Raw genomic sequence first — 21,338 nt, 5'->3', positions numbered from 1 at the left:
CCTTTGCTTCTTACTCTTTCCGGTACGATCGAACCACCTGCTGCATCGACTCCAAGAAATAATCGACCTGCTCGTCGGTCGTGAACGCGCCGACGCTCGCGCGCACCGCCCCGGATTGTTCCGTCCCGGCCGTGCGATGCGCGAGCGGCGTGCAATGAAAGCCCGCGCGCACGGCGATTCGGAAATGTTGATCGAGCACGAAGGCCAATTCGGCGCTGTCGATACCTTTCGCCGTGAACGACACGATGCCCGTTCTCGCTCGCCCCGGCGCGGGACCGAGTATGCGTACGCCGTCCAGTTGAAGCAGCCCCTCCATCATCCGTTGGGTAAGCGCCCATTCCTTAGTATGGATGTTTGCGGGCGTCTCATGCAGGACGAAGTCGAGCCCCGCCCCGAGCCCGGCGATTCCCGGCGCGTTTTGGGTCCCCGATTCGTAACGGTCCGGCCGCACCGTCGGCTGGAGCACCGCCTCCGACTGACTCCCCGTTCCCCCGAATACGATCGGCTCGACCTCCACATGCGGCGATATATAAAGCCCGCCGGTACCTTGCGGCCCATACAGCGCTTTATGCCCGGGGAACGCCAGCATATCGATGCCCATCGCCGATACGTCGATCGGCAGGACCCCCGCCGACTGCGCCGCATCGACGAGCAGCGCCGCCCCCCGCGTCTTCGCGATCTCGCCGATCTCTTGCAAGGGAACGATGCTGCCCAGCAAATTCGAGCTGTGATTGACGACAATCAACCGCGTGCCCGCTTCGACGCTCTCTTTCACTCGCATCGGATCGAGCGTGCCGTCTTCGTCGGTTTCCACGTAAGTGACGCGAACCGACTTCGTCGCCTTCAACCACTCCAGCGGCCGACGCACGGAGTTGTGCTCCACTGCCGTACATACGACGTGATCTCCCTCTCTTACGTAACCGAGAATCGCCGTGTTCAAGGCCGCCGTCGTATTCAACGCGAAAGCGATATCGTTAGGATTCCGAACGCCGAACAGCTTCGCCAGCTTCGCCCGCGTACGGAACATCGACCTGCCGGCGTCGACCGCCATCCGGTGCCCGCCCCGCCCCGGATTCGCCCCGTTGTCCGCCACGGCCCTTCCGACCGCTTCCGCCACGTCCGGCGGCTTCGGCCAAGAGGAAGCCGCGTTATCGAAATAATATACATCCATCGACTGCCGCCTCCAAACAAGAAATCAGCACGCCTTCGAATCGATGTTTCGACCCGAAAGCATGCTGTGCGTTTTCATAGCGTTATCCCGTAAATTTCCCCTGCATGATGTCAAGCAATCGTTGCAGATCGTCTTGCGAATAGTACAGGATTTCGATCTTTCCTTTATCTTTTCCGGATTTGATTTTCACCGTCGTCTTTAAGTGTTCCCTCAAATCCTCTTCCAACGCATGAATATAAGGATCGCGCTTTACCTTTTTCGGCTTCGGCTGTTTCTTTTGTTGATCCTCCAGCTTCCGAATCGCCTCTTCCAGCTCGCGTACGCTCCATTGCTCGGCGATCGTGCGCTCCGTCAATTCGACGATCGCCTTCTCGTCCTTCATCCCTGCGATCGCTCGCGCATGTCCCATCGATAATGTTCCACGTGAAACATATTCCTTCACCTTCGCGGGCAGCTGCAGCAATCGAAGGAAATTGGCGATATGGGACCTGGACTTTCCGACCTTCGCGGACAGTTCTTCCTGCGTTAAGGAGAAGGTATCGATTAAATTTTGATAAGCGATCGCGACCTCCATGGCGTTGAGGTCCTCCCGCTGTAAATTCTCGATTAACGCGATCTCCATTACTTGCCGGTCGGTGAACGTGCGAACGACCGCCGGAATCGTCGCCAAACCTGCCTTCTGAGACGCTCTCCAGCGGCGTTCCCCGGCAATAATTTCGTATCCCTTCAACACCGCGCGAACGATGATCGGCTGGATCACGCCGTGCTCTTTAATCGATGCGGCCAAATCATCGATGCCTGCTTCGTCGAAATGCTTTCGCGGCTGATAAGGGTTCGCCCTCAATTGAGAGAGCGTGATCTCCATTATTTTGTCGTCGTCCTTGATATGCAAAGCGGGGATTAACGCATCCAGCCCTCGACCCAGTCGTTTATTCAATCGAGACCACTTCCTTTGCAAGCTCCATGTATACTTCCGCGCCCTTCGAGCGCGGGTCGTACGTAATGATCGATTGCCCGTGGCTGGGAGCTTCGCTTAGACGAACGTTGCGCGGGATGATCGTCTGATACACTTTGTGTTGGAAATATTTCTTCACTTCTTCGATGACCTGAATCCCGAGGTTCGTGCGCGCATCGAACATCGTGAGCAGTACGCCTTCAATTTGAAGCGAGGTGTTGAGATGCTTCTGGACGAGACGAATCGTATTTAAGAGCTGGCTTAATCCTTCCAGCGCATAGTATTCGCATTGAATCGGAATAATGACCGAATCCGAAGCCGTTAACGAGTTGACGGTCAAAATGCCGAGCGACGGCGGACAATCGATAAGAATATAATCGAACATATGCCGTACGAGCTGCAGCGACTTCTTCAATCTTACCTCTCTCGAAATCGTAGGCACCAGTTCGATTTCGGCGCCCGCCAATTGAATCGTCGCCGGGATCATTTTCAAATTCGGAATGTTCGTGTCGACGATCGCATCCTTCGGATGGATATCGTTAATAATGACGTCATAGATACAATACGTCACGTCCGCTTTATTGATGCCGATGCCGCTCGTTGAATTTCCCTGGGGGTCGATATCGACAAGCAAGACGCGTTTCCCCAAGGAAGCCAAGGAAGCGCCTAAATTCACCGACGTCGTCGTTTTTCCTACGCCGCCCTTTTGGTTCGTAATTGCTATTATTTTGGACAACCGTGTTCACCTCAAACAAAATTCGACATATATAAGGCCACTTCTAAGACAACTTCGGTATGAAAACGAAAGAAAAAGCGGCTTGCGCCGCTGTCGACCGTTGTGTTCGTTATCGGGTAGGCTTACCGCTTTGGAATTCGAATAATGATTTCGTAACGATCCTCGTAGTCCTGCTCGTCCTTCACGATATTCATCCCCGTCCCCATGACCATATCGACGGATTGACGAATCGTATTCACGGCCAGCCGCACGTCTTTCGAGAACGAGATGCGTTTCGGCTTCTTTTCCACGCTTTCGCGAATCGATTCGAGAATGAATTGTATTCTCGTCTCGGTTTGCTTCACGTTCAATTCTTTGGAGATAATGTCCTCCAGTATTTTGATTTGCAGCTCGTCCGTCGGCAGCGCCAGCATCGCCCGCGCATGCCGTTCCGTTATTTTCCGTTCCAAAAGCGCTTGCTTCACCGGCTCGCAAAGCTGGAGCAGCCGGATCTTATTCGCGATCGTGGATTGGCTCTTCCCTAAACGTTGCGCCAAGCTTTCCTGCGTCAGGTGGTGCAGCTCGATCAGCTTCTGATACGCAGTCGCTTCTTCGATCGAGGTCAAGCCTTCGCGCTGCAGGTTTTCGATCAACGAGATGGAAGCGGCTTGTGAATCGTTGAATTCCCGAACAATCGCAGGAATCGTATCCCATCCAAGCTTCGTTACGGCTCTCCATCGACGTTCCCCGGCAATGAGCTCGTGCCTTCCTTCGCGGACGCGCACGACGACCGGCTGAATGACGCCATGGGTACGGATCGTCTGGCACAGCTCTTCGATGCGTTCATCGTCGAATACCGATCTGGGCTGGTACGGGCTTGGCACGATCGAATCGACGGGGATGAGTTTTACTTCCTCGTTCGTCGACGACTTCTCCGAGCCCAATCCGAAAAACCGATTCAATTGTTCCTTCATATTCGTTGCACCATACTTTCAATAATGATCGTAAACCCGGCGGAAGAACGATTCAGCGATCACGGTACGAAATGCGGCATATAGGCAAAACAAGCCTCCGCCGGAATGGACGGAGACAAGTCTGCGATCGAGTTGCCGTATTTATCTTTATTCGATGCGCGCATCGAATTTCCTTCCGACGACGACGAAGAAAATGGATTTGTTCCTTCCAATGTTCCACGTGAAACAATTATTTCGTCGACATGCTGCCGGTTAGCGGCAATTTTAACGGAACGCCAGCTTTCCTCGGATATTTCCCCGGCGTCGGCTTCGTCTTACGAACGATCACGATATGCCTTCCGGAACCGTCGTGCGGCAGCTCGAAGGCGTGATCCGATACGAATTCGCCGCCTAACGCTTTTAAGGCGAATCCCGCCTCCCGCAGCTCCTCGGCCGGATCGGAGCCTTTCATCGCGACGAACGCTCCCCCGGTCCGGGCGAACGGAAGACAAAATTCGGCCAATACGTTCATCCGGGCCACCGCTCTGGCGGTAACGAGATCGTACCGATCCCGATGCGCCGGAAGGCGAGCCGCATCCTCCGCGCGGGCGTGAACGCATTCGACGTCCTGCAAGCCCAACGTTTCCGCCAGCGATTGCAAGAAACCGATTCGTTTCTGCAGCGAGTCGACGATCGTCACCCGAAGATGCGGGAACATAATTTTCAACGGGATGCTCGGAAACCCGGCGCCGGAGCCGATATCGGCCAGCATGTTTACCTTGTCCAACGGGTAATAGAACGATAACGTCAACGAATCGTAGAAGTGTTTTAAAAAAACTTGTTCCTTCTCGGTAATCGCCGTCAAGTTCATTCGTTCGTTCCAGTCGACCAGCTCGCGGTAATACAGCTCGAATTGCTCCAGCTGCCTGTCCGTCACCGTGACCGACCGCTCGGCGAGCAGACGGCGAAACGAATCGCTAGGCTCAGACATCGGATCCCTCTTCCCCACGCGCGGTTAATCCCGCGCTGCGGTTACTTTATTGTATTGCTCGAGGTAAACGAGGAGGATCGATAAGTCCGCCGGCGTCACGCCGGCGATGCGCGAAGCTTGGCCGATCGAAATCGGACGAATCGAAGCGAGCTTCTGCTTCGCCTCCGTCGCAAGACCGTGGACCGCGGCGTAATCGATATCCTCGGGAATTTTCTTCTTCTCCATCTTCTTTAACCGTTCGACCTGCGCCAGCTGCTTTTCGATATAACCGACATATTTCAACTGAATCTCGACCTGTTCCTTCATGTCGGCGTCCAGCTCGAACGGAGACGGGGTCATGCGCTCGATATGCCCGTAAGAAATCTCGGGCCGCCTTAGCACGGAGGCCGCGTCCACCGAATTGTTCAGCAGCACCGAGCCCGCGCTCGCCAATATTTCCTGGATGTGCGGTTCCGGACGAAGCTTCGTCTTATGCAGCCGCTCGATCTCCTGCTCGACGAGCGCCTTCTTCGCCAGATAACGGTCGTACCGTTCTTGCGGAATCAGGCCGATCTCGTAGCCGATGTCGGTCAGGCGCAGGTCGGCGTTATCGTGGCGAAGCAGCAACCGATACTCCGCACGCGAAGTGAGCAGCCGATACGGCTCGCTCGTCCCCTTCGTAACCAAGTCGTCGATTAATACGCCGATATACGCTTGGGAACGATCCAGCACGACGGGCTCCTTGCCGAGCACCTTGCGGGCGGCGTTAATGCCGGCCATAATTCCTTGGCCCGCCGCTTCCTCGTATCCCGACGTGCCGTTGATTTGACCCGCCGTAAATAAGCCCGGCACGCGCTTCGTCTCGAGCGTCGGCCAGAGCTGCGTCGGCACCATAGCGTCATATTCGATCGCGTAGCCCGTTCGCATCATCTCGACCCGCTCGAGGCCTGGGATCGATCGAAGGATGCGAAGCTGGACGTCCTCCGGCATACTTGTGGAGAGGCCCTGGACGTAATATTCGGACGTATTCCGACCCTCGGGCTCGAGGAACAGCTGATGTTTCGGTTTATCCGCGAAGCGAACGATTTTGTCCTCGATCGACGGACAGTACCGCGGTCCCGTTCCTTCGATCGCTCCCGAAAACATCGGCGCGCGATGCAGGTTCGAATTGATAATTTCGTGCGTCTCCCCGGACGTGTATGTCAACCAGCACGGCAGCTGCGGATCGGTCGGTTGCTTCACATCGTCGTAAGAGAACGTCTTCGGCGATTCGTCCCCCGGTTGGATTTCCATCTTCCCGAAATCGATCGAATCCTTGTGTACGCGAGGCGGGGTACCGGTTTTGAATCGAACGAGGTCGAAGCCGAGCTCCTTCAGATGCTTCGAAAGCTCGACGGACGGCTGCTGATTGTTCGGTCCGCTCTCGTACATCAGTTCGCCGATAATCACTTTGCCGCGCAAATACGTGCCCGTCGTTAAGACGACCGCCTTCGCCCGATATTCCGCCCCCGTCTTCGTCACGCAGCCGCGGCATACGCCGTCCTCAACGATCAGCCGCTCCGCCATGCCTTGGCGCAGCGTCAGCTTAGGCGTCTTCTCGATCGTCTCTTTCATCGTGTGCTGATACAAAAACTTGTCCGCCTGCGCGCGCAGCGCATGCACCGCGGGACCTTTGCCCGTATTCAGCATTCTCATTTGAATGTACGTCTTATCGATGTTGCGGCCCATCTCTCCGCCGAGCGCATCAATCTCTCGAACGACGTGTCCCTTCGCCGGACCGCCGATCGACGGATTGCAAGGCATGAACGCGACCATATCGAGATTAATCGTAAGCAGCAGCGTCTCGCACCCCATGCGCGCGGCGGCGAGCGCCGCCTCGCAGCCCGCATGGCCCGCGCCGATCACGATCACGTCGAACTCTCCCGCCGCATAACCGGTTGTCATCTTCGTAAACCCTCCTTCGTATCGATTCCGTTTTATTTCCCCAAACAAAATTGCGAGAAAATTTGATCGATCAGCGAATCGCTGACCGCGTCCCCGATCATTTCCCCGAGATGCTCCCAGGCGTTGCGCACGTCGATTTGCACCATGTCGATCGGCATCTGCGCGGCGACGCCGTCGATCGCTTCCAGCAACGATCCTTTCGCCTTCTTTAACAAGTGAATATGGCGTACGTTGCTAACGTATGTCAGGTCGCTCGATTCGACCGCGCCGCTGAAAAACAGCGCGCCGATCGCCTTTTCCAACCGTTCCAGCCCTTCGCCTTCCCGCGCCGACAGCCGCACGATCCGCTCCGCCGGCAGTCGTTCGTACAAAGCTTCCATCTCGATCTTCGTCGCCAAATCCGATTTATTTACGATGACGATCGTTTGCCGATCGGCCAATTCGTCCAGAAGCGAAATCTCTTCGCCCGACAACGGCTCGTTCCCGTTCACGACGAACAAGATCAAATCCGCCGAGGCGATCGCGCCCTTCGAGCGTTCCACGCCGATACGCTCTACCACGTCCGACGTCTCGCGGATGCCGGCCGTATCGAGCAGCTTCAGCGGGATGCCGCCCACCGTTACGTATTCCTCGATGACGTCGCGCGTCGTGCCGGGGATATCTGTGACGATCGCCCGATCGTCCTGCGCCAGCGAATTCAACAGCGAAGATTTGCCGACGTTCGGCTTGCCGACGATCGCCGTCTCGATCCCCTCCCGCAGCAGCTTTCCTTGCTCCGCCGTCCGCAGCAGCTCTTCGATTTCGGCTAATACCCCTGCACACTTGTCGCGGATGAACGCGTTCGTCAGCTCCTCGACGTCGTGCTCCGGATAATCGATATTCACCTCGATATGCGCCATCGTCTCGACGAGCGTATGCCGAAGCGTCTTCACCTTGCGGGACAATACGCCGTCGGCCTGCTTCAACGCGATCGAAAACGCCCGATCCGACTTCGAGCGGATGAGGTCGATCACCGCCTCCGCCTGCGTCAAGTCGATGCGCCCGTTCAGGAACGCCCGCTTCGTAAACTCGCCGGGCTCCGCAAGGCGCGCGCCGGCGTCGAGCAGCACGTCCAGCACCTTCTTCACGGACACGATACCGCCATGGCAGCTTATTTCGACGACGTCTTCCGCCGTGTACGAACGCGGAGCGCGCATCACGGTGGCCAGCGCCTCTTCGATCTTCTCCCCGTTCGCCGGATCGATTACATGCCCGTATTGTACGGTATGCGTTCCCGCATCCGTCAGCTTCGTCTTCGAACGGAACGCCGACGCCGCGACGCGGATCGCCTCCGGACCGCTGACGCGAATCACCGCGATGCCCCCTTCGCCGAGCGGCGTCGCGATGGCCGCGATCGTATCTTCGATCATGAGTTACCACCTGCCTTAAACAAAAGGCAATGACTTAGAATCCAAGTCATTGCCGGAATAATGGCCTTCGCTATGATTTCAACGTAATGACGATTCTTCGGTTCGGCTCTTCGCCTTTGCTGAACGTCTTTACTTTCGGATGATTTTGGAGCTGGAAGTGGATGATGCGCCGCTCGAGCGAGGACATCGGCTCCAGCACAACGTCCTTCTTCGTCCGCACCACCTGGTTCGCTAACCGAAGCGACAAATCCTCGAGCGTCTTCTTCCGCCGTTCGCGGAACCGTTCCGCGTCGAGCACGATGCGGACATGCTCGCCGGACGACCGATTCGCGAATACGTTGATTAGCGTCTGCAACGCGTCGAGCGTCTGTCCCCGCCGGCCGATTAATACGCCTAGGTCTTTGCCTCTCATCTGGAACAAGACGTTCCCGTCGTCGTCGGCAACGCGTTCGATCGTCGCCTGTACGCCCATCCGCGCAACGATCTCCGACAAATACGCGCGCGCGTCCTCGACGATGTCGCCCGACATCGCCGCCGCCGATTGCGAGGCGGGTTCCGCTTCGGCCGGCGCCGAAGCGGATGGCTGCGGGGAGGGCTCGTGCCATTCGAGCTCCACCTTCGCTTCCTTCCCGCCGAACAACCCGAGCAGTGCCTTCGTAGGTTGCTCCAAAACCGTAATCTTTACATCCTTTTCCGAGACGCCCAGCTCGGCCAATCCTTTATTTACGGCGTCGCTTACCGTTTTTCCGTTGAACACCCGTCTTTTCGACAACATTCGCAACCGCCTCGCCTCTTAGGGAAGGTTTATAAATGAAGTACGACTGTACGATGGTGAACAAGTTGCTGTATACCCAATACAGAACCAACGCCGAGGGAAAGTTCAACGACATAACCAAAATCAGAATCGGGAAAATGATCAGCAGCATCTGCATGTTTTGCGGCATCTGCGCCTGCATCATCTTCTGCTGTAGATACGTCGTGATCGCGGCAAGGATCGCAAGAATATAATAGGGATCCGGGTCGCCCAACTGCATCCATAAGAAGGTGTGATCCCGAATATGCGGATTGCCTAGAATCGATTGATACAGCGCGATCAAGACCGGCATCTGAATCAACAACGGGAAGCAACCGCTCAGCGGGTTGACGCCGTGCTGCTGAAACAGCTTCATCGTCTCTTCCTGCTGCTTCTTCGGATCCGTCGCGTATTTCTCGCGAAGCTCCTTCAGCTGCGGTTGAATCGCTTGCATTTGCTTCGACGACTTGTACTGCTTTAACGTAAGCGGCAGGATAATCAAGCGCACGATGATCGTAATGACGAGAATCGCGAGCCCGTATTCGTTGAACATCGCGGCGGCCAGCCAATCCAGCGCATCGGATAACGGTCCGACGAACGTTCCGCCCCAGAAACCTTCCCGATTGATGTTTAACTCGGTCGACGTGCTGCAACCGGCAAGCAGTAAGAGCGGCGCCAATAAGGCCCATTTCCAATGACGTTGTAATGACAACGAAAACCCTCCCAAGCTCATATCAACCTAAACTATATCACACAAACCATTCCAAAGAAAATCATGGTTGTTTGCGGGACGCCGCGCGAAGCAGCTCGGCCCGCTTAAACACATGATGAATGCTTTTCTTCAACGCCGCATGATCCAGCTCCAGAGCGGGCTTGCGCACGATGCAGACGATATCGACGCGGGGCTTCACCAGCGGCTCCATGCGCCGGACGATTTCCTTCACCCGGCGGCGCATCCGGTTCCGCACGACGGCGTTGCCCACCTTCTTGCTGACGGATACCCCGAAGCGGAACGCTTCCGCCGCTTGCGAATGGCGCACGTACACGACGAACTGGTGGTTCGCCGCGGCCTTCCCGTGCTTGAACACCTTCGCGAAATCTTCCTTCTTTCGAAGTCTCAGCCTCTTTTGCACGATCGACCCTGCTCCTGACTCTTCATTACTACCAAGCGTTGACCGTTTCGGGCCGGTATAAACAAAAAGGACCACTATCGAAGTGGTCCGTTCCCGGCGAATCTTATGCGCTGATGACTTTGCGGCCCTTCAGACGGCGGGCTGCAAGCACTTTACGTCCGTTCTTCGTCGCCATCCGCTTCCGGAAACCGTGTACTTTCTTCCGCTTGCTAACGTTCGGCTTAAATGTCGGTCCCATCGGTGAACACCTCCTTGATCCTTTCCTTCCAAAAACAAAGCGCTTTTTCTATTTAACCACCCCGGCCGCCCAAAGTCAAGAACGAACCGCGAAGCGCCGTTTCGACCCCATTCGCCGAAAAATGCGGCTGTGAATAACCGAAACCGACGAACGTCCGATTTTGTCGAAATGTGAACAACATACGCACAATAAGCAGGATTGTAAACAAATCTTGAATGAAAATAGTGAAAATGTGGATAACAACCCGAAACGCATTGAAACGGGGGCTCGTTTTTGCTATATTGATATTGTTTTCGTTGTGAATAATTCGATTTATCCTCTTACTTATCAACAAGTTGTGGATAACATTGTGAACATTTTTCCGGAACGTTAACAACCCTAAACTTATTTTTTGAGAACATGTTGAAAACCATCGACATCTTTACGATGCTTTCTACATAATTCGACGGCCCGCCGTCGATTTTTTCGTCATCATGCGTCGCTTTAAGGAGTGAATCGATTGTGGACAACCATCCCGCCCAGATCTGGCAGAACGTGCTTCAATTGTTACAATCGAGAGTGAGCCGTCCCAGCTTCGACACTTGGTTGAAATCGACGAAAGCCTCGTCGATCACGGATTCCGTATTAACGATCTGCGCGCCGAACAATTTCGCCCGCGAATGGCTGGAAGGCCGCTATTTGAAATTAATCGCGACAGCGTTCCTCGAATGCACCGGACGAGAAATCGAGGTTCGCATCGTGACGGAGGAAGAGCAGGACGCCGCGAGCGCTCCGCCGCCGCCGCCGCCGAAGCGGCCCCCGGCGCCGGCCGAACCGGTGTCCGTCGGCGGCTCGATGCTGAACGCGAAATATACGTTCGAGACGTTCGTCATCGGCGCGAACAACCGATTCGCGCACGCCGCGTCGCTCGCCGTCGCCGAAGCGCCGGCGAAAGCTTATAACCCGTTGTTTCTATATGGAGGCGTCGGGTTGGGGAAAACCCACCTGATGCACGCCATCGGGCATTACATCGCGGAGCATAACCCAAGCGCAAGAGTGCTTTACATCTCGTCCGAGAAATTTACGAACGAGTTCATCAACGCCATCCGCGACAACCGCGGCGAGAGCTTTCGGAACAAATACCGAAATATCGACATTCTTCTCATAGACGATATTCAGTTTTTGGCCGGGAAAGAACAGACGCAGGAAGAATTTTTTCATACGTTCAATGCCTTGCATGAGGAACGAAAGCAAATCGTGATTTCGAGCGACCGGCCGCCCAAGGAAATCCCGACGCTCGAGGAGCGGCTTCGTTCCCGATTCGAATGGGGACTCATTACCGACATCCAGCCGCCGGATCTGGAGACGCGCATCGCGATCCTTCGGAAGAAGGCGAAGGCGGAAAACCTCGACATTCCGAACGAAGCGATGATGTACATCGCCAATCAGATCGATACGAATATTCGAGAGCTCGAAGGCGCGCTCATTCGCGTCGTCGCGTACTCTTCCCTTATTAATCAGGACATAAGCGTTCATCTGGCGGCGGAAGCGCTGAAGGACATTATTCCCAATTCGCGCAACCGCGTCGTGACGATTCAAGATATCCAGCAGCGCGTCGGCGAATATTACGGCATGAAGCAGGAGGATTTCAAAGCGAGGAAACGGACGAAGAACGTCGCTTTCCCGAGGCAGATCGCGATGTATTTATCGCGCGAGCTGACCGATCATTCGCTGCCGAAGATCGGCGAAGCGTTCGGCGGCCGGGACCATACGACGGTCATTCACGCGCACGAGAAAATATCCGGCATGCTGCAGCAGGACCAGGAATTATTTAAAATTCTACAGTCGATTCGGGAGAAAATTAAAAACCCGTCTTAACGTTCTGAATAACTCGTCGATATGATTGAAGCCTATACACACTTTATGCACAAGTGGATAGGCTTCAATTTCCGTTTTTCAACGCTTATCCACATATTCTTGGCCCCTACTACTATGACTACGATTTAAAAAAAGATATGATAACTACTATGGAACTTTTTTTTGGAGAGTGAAGCCCGTGAAATTCACGATACAGAAGTCTCAATTGAACGAATCCATTCAACACGTCAGCAAGGCGATCTCAAGCCGCACGACGATACCGATTCTTACCGGCATCAAGCTTGAAGCGAACGCGGCCGGCCTGACGCTGACGGCGAGCGATACCGATATTTCGATCCAGGCGTTCGTCCCTTCGGAACTCGACGGACAGACGATTATTTCCGTCGAACGGACGGGCAGCGTCGTCGTGCCCGCGAAATTTTTCGTCGACATCGTGCGCAAGCTTCCCTCGAACGAGGTCCATATGGAGGTCGTCGATAATTTTAAGATCGGCATTCAATCCGGATCGACGGAAATTCAGCTAGCGGGACTCGATCCGGAGGAATATCCGCTCCTCCCGAGGCTTGCGGAGAACCAAACGCTGTCGATGCCGAGCGAAGTGCTTCGTTCGATGATCCGGCAAGTGTCCTTCGCCGTCTCGGCCAACGAAGCGACGCCGGTATTGACGGGCGTGCTCTGGTCGCTCGAGCGCGGCACGCTCAAGTTCGTCGCGACGGATCGTCACCGTCTCGCAAGCATCGAGCGTCCGATCGACTGCCCGCCGGATTTGAAATTTCATAATATCGTCATTTCCGGAAAAAACTTGAACGAATTGAACAAAATATTGCCCGAGCAAAACACGCTTATCGACATCGTCGTCGCCGACAACCAAGTGTTGTTCCGCACCGGGAACGTACTGTTCTTCTCGCGCATCTTGGACGGCACGTATCCGGATACGTCGAAGATCATTCCCCAAACGTACAAAACCGAAGCGGTCTTTGCCGCGAAGCCGCTCGCGGACGCGATCGACCGCGCTTATTTGCTGTCTCGCGAGGAGAAGACGAACATCGTCCGGCTGACGACCGCCGACGACGAGAAATCCGTGGAAATTTCCTCAAGCTCTTCGGAGCTCGGGCGCGTGACGGAGCAGCTGCCGGTGGAACGGTTGACGGGCGAACCGCTCAAAATTTCGTTTAATTCGAAATACATTCTCGACGTGCTGAAGGTGACCGACGACGAGTCGATGTGGATCGGCTTTACCGGCGCCATGAGCCCGATGATTTTACGTCCGGCCAACGAGCAAGGCGTGCTGCACTTGATCTTGCCGTATCGGACGACCAATTGACCGAACGGAGGCGAACCGCCCTCTTATGAAACCAGTACGAATCGGCACGGAATACATTACGCTCGGTCAGATGCTGAAGCTGACGGACTGCATCGATTCCGGCGGCCAAGCGAAGGCGTTCCTCGCCGAGGCGACGATCCACGTGAACGGGGAACCCGACAACCGGAGAGGGAGAAAGCTGTATCGCGGCGATCGCATCCGCGTCCAGGGACACGGGGAATTCGAGATCGTATGAAGGTGACCTCCCTCTCGCTTCGCAACTACCGCAACTATCCCGAGGTGGATCTGTCGACCGATCATCGCGTGAACGTCTTTATCGGCCAGAACGCCCAAGGGAAGACGAATTTGCTCGAAGCGATTTATATGCTTGCGTTAACGAAATCCCACCGGACCTCGAAGGATAAAGAGTTGATTCGGTGGGGGGAGGATCGAGCGACGCTGGCGGCGTCCGCGGAGCGAAAATACGGCGATTGCCGATTGCAGCTCGACGTGACGAACCAAGGGAAGAAGGCGAGAATCAACGGCCTCGAGCAGCGAAAGCTGAGCGAATATATCGGCACGCTGAACGTCGTCCTCTTCGCGCCCGAAGATTTGGAAATCGTGAAAGGCTCGCCCGGCGTCAGAAGAAGATTTCTAGATATGGAGATCGCACAGGTTCATCCCTCCTATCTTCATTCGCTCAGTCAATACCATAAAGTGCTGGTACAGCGAAACAACTTCCTGAAGAGCGGCCAAGCGCACAAGCCCGCGAACGAGGCGCTGCTTTCGGTATGGGACGAACAATTAGCGACCTATGGTTCTAAAATCATGCTGAGAAGGCAAGGATTTATAACAAAGCTGCAAGCTTGGGCGGAAACCGTCCATCGCGGCATCGCCGGCGGCGGCGAGCGGCTGGAGGTCGGTTACGCTCCTTCGCTCGAGATGGCCGGGGCGGAAGAAGAAACTGTCTTATTCGACCGGTTTATGATAAAGTTAACACAGACGAAGGAGCAGGAGCTGCGCAGGGGAGCGACGTTAGTCGGTCCTCATCGCGACGATTTGTCCTTCCGCATTAACGGCAAGGACGCTTATAGCTTCGGCTCGCAAGGGCAGCAGCGAACCGCTGCGCTCTCGCTCAAGCTTGCCGAAATCGAGCTCATCAAGGAGGAGACCGGGGAATACCCCGTTCTGCTCCTGGACGATGTGTTGTCGGAGCTGGATCGGCATCGGCAGACGCAGTTGATCGAGACGTTCCGATCGAAAGTGCAGACGTTCATCACCACGACCGGCGTCGAGGGCATACGGATGGAATCGCTCGACGACGTGCGGCTGTTCCGCGTGAACGAGGGCGCCGTCGACGATCGACCGGAGTAACCGAAAGGAGTGCTCGCGCATGTTCATTCATCTGGGCGGCGAGAAAATTATTCGCGCTTCGGAGCTGATCGCCATATTCGACGTGTCGATCGAGGCATCGTCGAAGATTTCCAAGGGATTCGTCGCGCAGGCGTCGAAGGACAAGCGGACGGAAGCGATCGGAGAGGAAGAGCCGAAATCGCTCGTCGTGACCGTAGATAAGGTATACTACTCCCCTATCTCCTCCACCACGTTGAAGAAGCGGGCTCAGCAGCCTCTGGCTTTATAATTCATTTTCAAAAATAAGAGAATTTATGTTTTCGATATAGCGTTCTACCGATCGGCAGTAATCTTGATGGAGTGATGAGCAATGTCAGTCAACCAGCATACGTACGACGAGAACCAAATCCAGGTGCTCGAGGGCTTGGAAGCGGTTCGCAAGCGGCCGGGCATGTATATCGGCTCGACGAGCGGTCGAGGTTTGCACCACCTTGTCTGGGAAGTCGTCGACAACAGCATCGACGAGGCGCTCGCGGGCGTCTGCGATAAAATCGTCGTCATCGTCCACAAGGACAATTCCATTACGGTCATCGACAACGGCCGCGGCATCCCGGTGGGCGAGCACCCGAAGCTGAAGCGTTCTACGCTCGAGGTCGTCCTGACCGTGCTTCACGCGGGCGGCAAGTTCGGCGGCGAAGATTCCGGGTATAAAGTATCCGGGGGTCTCCACGGCGTCGGCATTTCCGTCGTGAACGCGTTATCCGAGCATGTCATCGTCACGTCCAAGCGGGAAGGCAAAATCCATCGCCAGGAATTCCGCCGCGGCGTGCCCGTTTACGACTTGCAGGTGATCGGCGAGACGGACGAGCACGGGACGACCGTAACGTTCTTGCCGGATCCGGAAATTTTCACGGAGACGACCGAATACGACTACGACATTCTGCAATCCCGTTTGCGCGAGCTGGCGTTCCTTAACGCCGGCGTCGAAATCGTGCTTCGAGACGAACGGACGGACGTGGAGAACACGTATGTGGCGGAAGGCGGCATCGCGACGTTCGTCGAATGGCTGAACCGGAACCGCGAGCCGCTGCATACCCCGATTTTCGTCGAGGGCCGCAAGGATCAAATTCAAGTCGAGATCGCGCTGCAATATAACGACAGCTATACGGAGACGCTGTATTCCTTCGCGAACAATATCAATACGCACGAAGGCGGCACGCACGAGTCGGGCTTCAAGAGCGCGTTGACGCGCGTGATTAACGAGTATGCGCGCCGGACGGGGCACATGAAGGACAGCGAGTCGAATTTGACCGGCGAGGACGTACGCGAAGGCATTACGGCGATTATTTCGGTGAAAATTCCGGAGCCGCAATTCGAAGGACAGACGAAGACGAAGCTCGGCAACAGCGAAGTGCGCGGCATCGTCGAGTCGTTGTTCGCGGAGAAATTCCAAGAATTCTTGAACGAAAATCCGAGCGTGGCGAAGCGAGTCATCGAGAAGTCGCTGCAGGCGGCGCGCGCCCGCGAAGCGGCGCGCAAAGCGCGCGAGCTGACGCGGCGCAAATCGGCGCTCGAGGTCAGCTCGCTGCCCGGCAAGCTCGCGGACTGCTCGTCGAAGGACGCTTCGATTTCCGAGCTGTACATCGTCGAGGGCGACTCCGCCGGCGGCTCCGCGAAGCAAGGCCGCGATCGCCACTTCCAGGCGATTCTCCCTCTTCGCGGGAAAATTTTGAACGTCGAGAAGGCGCGGCTCGACCGCATTCTCGGCAACTCGGAAATTCGGGCGATCATTACGGCGCTTGGCACCGGCATCGGCGAAGACTTCGATATCGCGAAAGCTCGTTACCACAAGATTATCATTATGACCGACGCCGACGTCGACGGCGCGCATATTCGTACGCTGCTGCTTACCTTCTTCTACCGGTACATGCGGCAAATTATCGAGCACGGCTATATCTATATCGCGCAGCCGCCGCTCTATAAGATCGAGAAAAATAAAGTGATCCGTTATGCATACAACGACAAGCAGCGCGATCAAATTTTCGCCGAATTCGGCGAAGGCGCGAAGCCGAACGTTCAGCGCTACAAGGGTCTCGGCGAGATGAATCCGGGGCAGCTTTGGGAGACGACGATGGATCCGGACAGCCGCACCCTGCTGCAAGTCTCGATTCAGGACGCGGCGCTGGCCGACGAAATTTTCGATACGCTGATGGGCGACAACGTCGAGCCGCGTCGCGATTTCATCCAGCAGCACGCGAAATACGTGAAAAACTTAGACGTATAATTTTAGCGACATGCGAAGCCGTCTCGGCGGAGGACATCCTTCGAAGGGGCGGCTTCTTCGCGGTATGCCTCTCCCCCGTTCGCGCGGCGGGAGCGGAACCATTTTCGAGAGGGTCCGGTTTAGCTTGCTTCTCTTTGTGAAACAACTAGGATAGACGCAAAAACGATGAAAATTTTTTCATGAAATGTTATAATACATAAGTTAGGTACCGAATCGAGATGTGTCGGGAGGATCAGCATGTCGGACGAAAGAATACAATCGGTTCAAGAACGCGATATCGGCACGGAGATGCGCACGTCGTTTATGGATTACGCCATGAGCATTATCGTAAGCCGCGCGCTTCCTGACGTTCGAGACGGGCTGAAGCCCGTGCATAGAAGAATTTTATACGCGATGTCGGAGCTTGGCATGTCGCCGGACAAGCCGTTCAAGAAGTCGGCCCGCATCGTCGGCGAAGTCATCGGTAAATATCATCCGCACGGCGATTCCGCCGTATACGAGACGATGGTTCGGATGGCGCAAGATTTTTCGCTCCGGTATATGCTGGTCGACGGCCACGGCAACTTCGGCTCCATCGACGGCGACGCGGCGGCGGCGATGCGTTATACGGAGGCGCGCCTTTCCAAGATCGCAATGGAATTGCTGCGCGACATCAATAAAGAGACGATCGACTTTAACCCGAACTACGACGGCGAGGAGATCGAGCCCTCCGTGCTCCCTGCGCGGTTCCCGAACTTGCTCGTTAACGGCGTATCGGGCATCGCGGTCGGCATGGCGACGAACATCCCTCCCCACAACCTGGGCGAGGTGATCGACGGCACGTTGATGCTGATCCGCAATCCGGAGGCGTCGCCGATGGATTTGATGTCCGTCATTAAGGGCCCGGACTTCCCTACCGGCGGCTTTATTCTCGGTCGCGAAGGCATCCGCCAGGCGTACTCGACGGGACGCGGCTCGGTCACGATGCGCGCGCGCGCCGAGATCGAGGAAGTGAACGGCAAGGCGCGCATTATCGTCGGCGAGCTGCCGTATCAAGTCATCAAGGCGAAGCTGATCGAGAAAATCGCCGAGCTCGTCCGGGAGAAGCGGATCGAAGGCATTACGGATCTGCGCGACGAGTCCGACCGCAACGGCATGCGCATCGTCATCGAGCTGCGCAAGGACGTCAACCCGAACGTGGTGTTGAACAACCTGTATAAGCAAACCTCGATGCAGCTGAATTTCGGCATCAATATGCTCGCGCTCGTGAACGGCGAGCCGAAAATTTTGAATATCCGGGACGTGCTTCACCACTATATCGAGCATCAAGTCGAAGTGATTCGCCGCCGGACGGAGTACGATCTGAAGAAGGCGCGCGCACGGGCGCACATTCTGGAAGGTCTTCGCATCGCGCTCGACCATCTGGACGAGGTGATCGCGCTCATTCGCGCGTCCCGCACGACGGAGGAAGCGCGGGAAGGCTTGATGAGTCGTTTCGGGCTGTCCGAGGAGCAGGCGCAAGCGATTCTCGATATGCGTCTGCAGCGGCTCACGGGACTCGAGCGCGAGAAGATCGAGAACGAATACGCGGAGCTCGTGAAGAAGATCGCCGAGTACGAAGCGATCCTCGGGGACAATCAGCTCGTGCTGAATATTATCGCCGAAGAGCTGACCGAAATTCGGCAGCGGTTCGCCGACGAGCGGCGTACGGAAATTACGATCGGCGAGGAAGCGATTCTCGACGAGGACTTGATTCCTCAGGAGGACGTGCTGATTACGATTTCGCATACGGGCTATATTAAGCGTATTCCGGTCGCGGCTTATCGAAGCCAGAAGCGCGGCGGCCGCGGCGTCATCGGCATGGAGACGAAGGAAGACGACTTCGTCGAGCATCTGTTCGTCACCAATACGCATAATTATTTGCTGTTCGTCACGAACAAGGGCAAGGCGTACCGACTGAAGGCGTACGAGGTGCCGGAACTCGGACGGACGGCCCGCGGTACGCCAGTCATTAACCTCATTCAGATCGAACAAGGCGAACGCGTCAGCGCCGTCATCCCGATCAAGGAAATGGGCGAATCGGATAAATATTTGTTCTTCGCGACGAAACACGGCATCGTGAAGAAGACGCCGCTCAGCGATTTTTCGAACATTCGCAAGGTCGGCTTGATCGCGCTCGTACTGCGGGACGACGACGAGCTGGTCGGCGTTCGGCTCACGGACGGCGAGCGTCAGATCGTGATGGGGACGAATCAAGGCATGTCCATTCGATTCCCCGAATCCGAGGTGCGCGCGATGGGCCGCGCCGCGACGGGGGTCAAAGGCATCACCCTGTCCGAAGGCGACGAGGTCATCGATATGGACGTCGTCGACGAGCAGGACGATGTGCTGATCGTCACGTCCAAGGGCTACGGGAAACGGACGCCGATGAACGAGTACCGCATCCAATCGCGCGGCGGCAAAGGCATCAAGACGTTGAACATTACGTCGAAGAACGGTACGGTGGTCGGGCTCAAGGTCGTCCGGGAAAATCAAGACCTGATGATCATCACCGAATCGGGCACCGTCATTCGTACGAGTATGGAAGGCATCTCGAGCATGGGTAGAAATACGCAAGGCGTTCGGTTGATCCATACGCGGGAGGACGACGAGGTCGCGACAGTGACGCAGGTGGACCGCGGCGAAGACGTCGGCGACGAAGAGGTCGACGGCAATGTCGACGAGAATGGCATAGAAGGCACCGAAGATTAATATATATTAAGGGATTGGGCTTTCACGCCAATCCTTTTTGCTTTATAATTGGGTGCATCCCCCGCCTGGGGGTATTGCGAAACGAAGAACAAGCGAGGGAATTCGATGGTCACGGTTGCCGTCTCCGTGCTGAAATCCGGCGAACGATTAGTGGAAGAAGTGCGAACTTCGCTGGGCGGACTATTGATCGAAAAAGGAAAGGTTCTTAGCCCTCGAGACCTAGAGGTGCTAAAAGCCTTTCTTGTTAAATATGTGGCGATCGAAGCCAAGCCGGACGAGAACGGGCAAGAACCGAAGGACGAGGCCCCGGCCTCGAATTTCGTATCCAACGATTTAGCCATGTTTTATCAGGCTTACGACGGTTTGTATCAAATCATTAAGAAGGCGTATCGCGTGATTAGCGCCGGGAGCGACAAACTTCCGCTGCTGGAGATGCGTACCCAATTGGAACGTCTTCTGGGCTATATCGATTTTTACAATCCGCTGACGTTTACGGCGCGCCGAGCCGGACCGGACGATTACTTGATCCACAACGGGATCATGGTCGGGCTGACGTCTTATTTGCTTGCGAAATGGCAGGGCTACCAGCAGCGGGATTGGATTCCGATCGCGTTCGCCGGCATCCTGCACGATATCGGAACGATGCGGATCGACGACGCTATCCTGAATAAGCCGTCGAAGCTCACCCCTTCCGAATTCGAGGAACTGAAGAAGCACACGATCATCGGATACAATATTTTGAAAAACATCGCCGGATTGAACGAGGGCGTGAAGCTGAGCGCGCTGCAGCACCATGAACGGCACGACGGCTCCGGCTATCCCTTGGGCGTGAAGGGCGATAAAATTCACGTATACGCGAAGCTGATCGCGGTGACCGACGTGTTTCATGCGATGACGACGAGCCGCCAATATAAGAAAGCCTCCTCCCCATACCTTGTCCTCGAGCAGCTGATGAAGGAGGCGTTCGGGCGTCTCGAGCCGACGCTCGTCCAGACGTTTATCAATAAGCTGACGTCGTTCCATAACGGTACGGTGGTTCGGCTGAACGACGGAGCGGTCGCGGAGATCGTCTTCACGGACCGGAACAATCCGACCCGCCCGATGGTCAGCGTGAACGGAACGATCATTAACCTCGCGGTCGACCGCGAGCGGTTTATCCAAGACGTGATTTCGAATTAGGAAAATGAATCGAGGCACGGCGGACCTTCCGCCGTGCCTCCTTCCTTTATTCGGCATTTGACCGCGGAGCTTGTCCGTGATATATTATTCATCCGGCGTCGTTAGCGAGCATGCGAAACGCGCTGAAAGAAAAAAGATGTTGCATTGGCTAGGCAGATGTGGTATTATATAAAAGTCGCTGATTTAAAGGCGGCGAATACGAAATACAGCTTGTTCCTTGAAAACCGAACATGAGCGAAATATGCTTTTAGCTAGCTTGAAATGAGCACAGTTGAACTACCCTTTTTGGAGAGTTTGATCCTGGCTCAGGACGAACGCTGGCGGCGTGCCTAATACATGCAAGTCGAGCGG

The 21,338-nt window shown here is 55.7% G+C and carries 19 protein-coding genes and 1 rRNA gene; 9 read left to right on the top strand and 11 right to left on the bottom strand.

The features are described 5' to 3' along the window. Window positions 1-10 precede the first annotated feature (10 nt). From VEZ38_RS12385 to rpmH, 11 genes are all read right to left on the bottom strand, one after another. Window positions 11-1,171: an aminotransferase class V-fold PLP-dependent enzyme gene (locus VEZ38_RS12385; RefSeq protein WP_324893785.1), complete on the bottom strand. Its 1,161-nt coding sequence runs from the start codon at window positions 1,169-1,171 to the stop codon at window positions 11-13. 82 nt (window positions 1,172-1,253) lie between these two features. Continuing rightward, window positions 1,254-2,108 carry a ParB/RepB/Spo0J family partition protein gene (locus VEZ38_RS12380; protein WP_324893783.1) on the bottom strand — a complete coding sequence of 285 codons (855 nt, stop codon included), beginning with the start codon at window positions 2,106-2,108 and terminating at the stop codon, window positions 1,254-1,256. Next, on the bottom strand, window positions 2,101-2,862 hold the full coding sequence (locus VEZ38_RS12375; RefSeq protein ID WP_324893782.1) for an AAA family ATPase: 762 nt from the start codon (window positions 2,860-2,862) through the stop codon (window positions 2,101-2,103). The genes VEZ38_RS12380 and VEZ38_RS12375 overlap by 8 nt, the downstream gene beginning before the upstream one ends. A gap of 122 nt (window positions 2,863-2,984) precedes the next feature. Then, window positions 2,985-3,815, bottom strand: a complete 831-nt coding sequence (gene noc / locus VEZ38_RS12370) for a nucleoid occlusion protein (RefSeq protein WP_324893780.1) — start codon at window positions 3,813-3,815, stop codon at window positions 2,985-2,987. Between the two features lie 229 nt (window positions 3,816-4,044). Further along, on the bottom strand, window positions 4,045-4,785 hold the full coding sequence (gene rsmG / locus VEZ38_RS12365; RefSeq protein WP_324893778.1) for a 16S rRNA (guanine(527)-N(7))-methyltransferase RsmG: 741 nt from the start codon (window positions 4,783-4,785) through the stop codon (window positions 4,045-4,047). A gap of 24 nt (window positions 4,786-4,809) precedes the next feature. After that, window positions 4,810-6,708: a tRNA uridine-5-carboxymethylaminomethyl(34) synthesis enzyme MnmG gene (mnmG, locus tag VEZ38_RS12360; RefSeq protein ID WP_324893776.1), complete on the bottom strand. Its 1,899-nt coding sequence runs from the start codon at window positions 6,706-6,708 to the stop codon at window positions 4,810-4,812. Between the two features lie 32 nt (window positions 6,709-6,740). Continuing rightward, entirely contained in the window at window positions 6,741-8,117 is a 1,377-nt protein-coding gene (gene mnmE, locus VEZ38_RS12355) for a tRNA uridine-5-carboxymethylaminomethyl(34) synthesis GTPase MnmE (protein ID WP_324893774.1), read from the bottom strand. A gap of 70 nt (window positions 8,118-8,187) precedes the next feature. Then, window positions 8,188-8,892 (bottom strand): RNA-binding cell elongation regulator Jag/EloR, encoded by a 705-nt coding sequence (gene jag / locus VEZ38_RS12350; protein ID WP_324893772.1) that lies wholly within the window; start codon window positions 8,890-8,892, stop codon window positions 8,188-8,190. Next, entirely contained in the window at window positions 8,837-9,643 is an 807-nt protein-coding gene (locus VEZ38_RS12345; protein WP_414694710.1) for a YidC/Oxa1 family membrane protein insertase, read from the bottom strand. The genes jag and VEZ38_RS12345 overlap by 56 nt, the downstream gene beginning before the upstream one ends. 40 nt (window positions 9,644-9,683) lie before the next feature. Further along, complete coding sequence (rnpA, locus tag VEZ38_RS12340) at window positions 9,684-10,043, bottom strand: ribonuclease P protein component (protein WP_324893770.1); 360 nt, start codon at window positions 10,041-10,043, stop codon at window positions 9,684-9,686. 103 nt (window positions 10,044-10,146) lie between these two features. Then, on the bottom strand, window positions 10,147-10,281 hold the full coding sequence (gene rpmH, locus VEZ38_RS12335; protein WP_138197678.1) for a 50S ribosomal protein L34: 135 nt from the start codon (window positions 10,279-10,281) through the stop codon (window positions 10,147-10,149). Between the two features lie 501 nt (window positions 10,282-10,782). Here rpmH and dnaA point away from each other — a divergent pair. The 9 genes from dnaA to VEZ38_RS12290 form a co-directional block, all read left to right on the top strand. Next, window positions 10,783-12,138, top strand: a complete 1,356-nt coding sequence (gene dnaA, locus VEZ38_RS12330; protein ID WP_324893767.1) for a chromosomal replication initiator protein DnaA — start codon at window positions 10,783-10,785, stop codon at window positions 12,136-12,138. 178 nt (window positions 12,139-12,316) lie between these two features. Then, on the top strand, window positions 12,317-13,462 hold the full coding sequence (gene dnaN, locus VEZ38_RS12325) for a DNA polymerase III subunit beta (RefSeq protein ID WP_324893765.1): 1,146 nt from the start codon (window positions 12,317-12,319) through the stop codon (window positions 13,460-13,462). Window positions 13,463-13,487: 25 nt separating this feature from the next. Continuing rightward, window positions 13,488-13,697, top strand: coding sequence for a S4 domain-containing protein YaaA (yaaA, locus tag VEZ38_RS12320; RefSeq protein WP_324893763.1), 210 nt, complete (start codon window positions 13,488-13,490; stop codon window positions 13,695-13,697). Further along, window positions 13,694-14,815: a DNA replication/repair protein RecF gene (gene recF, locus VEZ38_RS12315; protein WP_324893761.1), complete on the top strand. Its 1,122-nt coding sequence runs from the start codon at window positions 13,694-13,696 to the stop codon at window positions 14,813-14,815. Before yaaA ends, recF begins: the two co-directional genes overlap by 4 nt. A 19-nt stretch (window positions 14,816-14,834) precedes the next feature. Next, the gene (remB, locus tag VEZ38_RS12310) at window positions 14,835-15,083 is read left to right on the top strand and encodes an extracellular matrix regulator RemB (protein WP_324893759.1); all 249 of its coding nucleotides are present in this window, start codon (window positions 14,835-14,837) and stop codon (window positions 15,081-15,083) included. A gap of 81 nt (window positions 15,084-15,164) precedes the next feature. Further along, entirely contained in the window at window positions 15,165-17,078 is a 1,914-nt protein-coding gene (gyrB, locus tag VEZ38_RS12305) for a DNA topoisomerase (ATP-hydrolyzing) subunit B (RefSeq protein ID WP_324893757.1), read from the top strand. A gap of 237 nt (window positions 17,079-17,315) precedes the next feature. Further along, window positions 17,316-19,808, top strand: a complete 2,493-nt coding sequence (gyrA, locus tag VEZ38_RS12300; protein ID WP_324893755.1) for a DNA gyrase subunit A — start codon at window positions 17,316-17,318, stop codon at window positions 19,806-19,808. A 225-nt stretch (window positions 19,809-20,033) separates the two neighbouring features. Continuing rightward, entirely contained in the window at window positions 20,034-20,987 is a 954-nt protein-coding gene (locus tag VEZ38_RS12295) for an HD-GYP domain-containing protein (protein WP_324893753.1), read from the top strand. 282 nt (window positions 20,988-21,269) lie between these two features. Continuing rightward, window positions 21,270-21,338: ribosomal RNA gene (locus VEZ38_RS12290) — 16S ribosomal RNA — on the top strand; the annotation flags it as partial.

The organism is Paenibacillus sp., assembly GCF_035645235.1.
Taxonomy (GTDB): domain Bacteria; phylum Bacillota; class Bacilli; order Paenibacillales; family YIM-B00363; genus Paenibacillus_AE.
The sequence above is the reverse complement of the archived record's forward strand: the minus strand, read 5'-3'. Positions and strand labels throughout refer to the sequence as shown.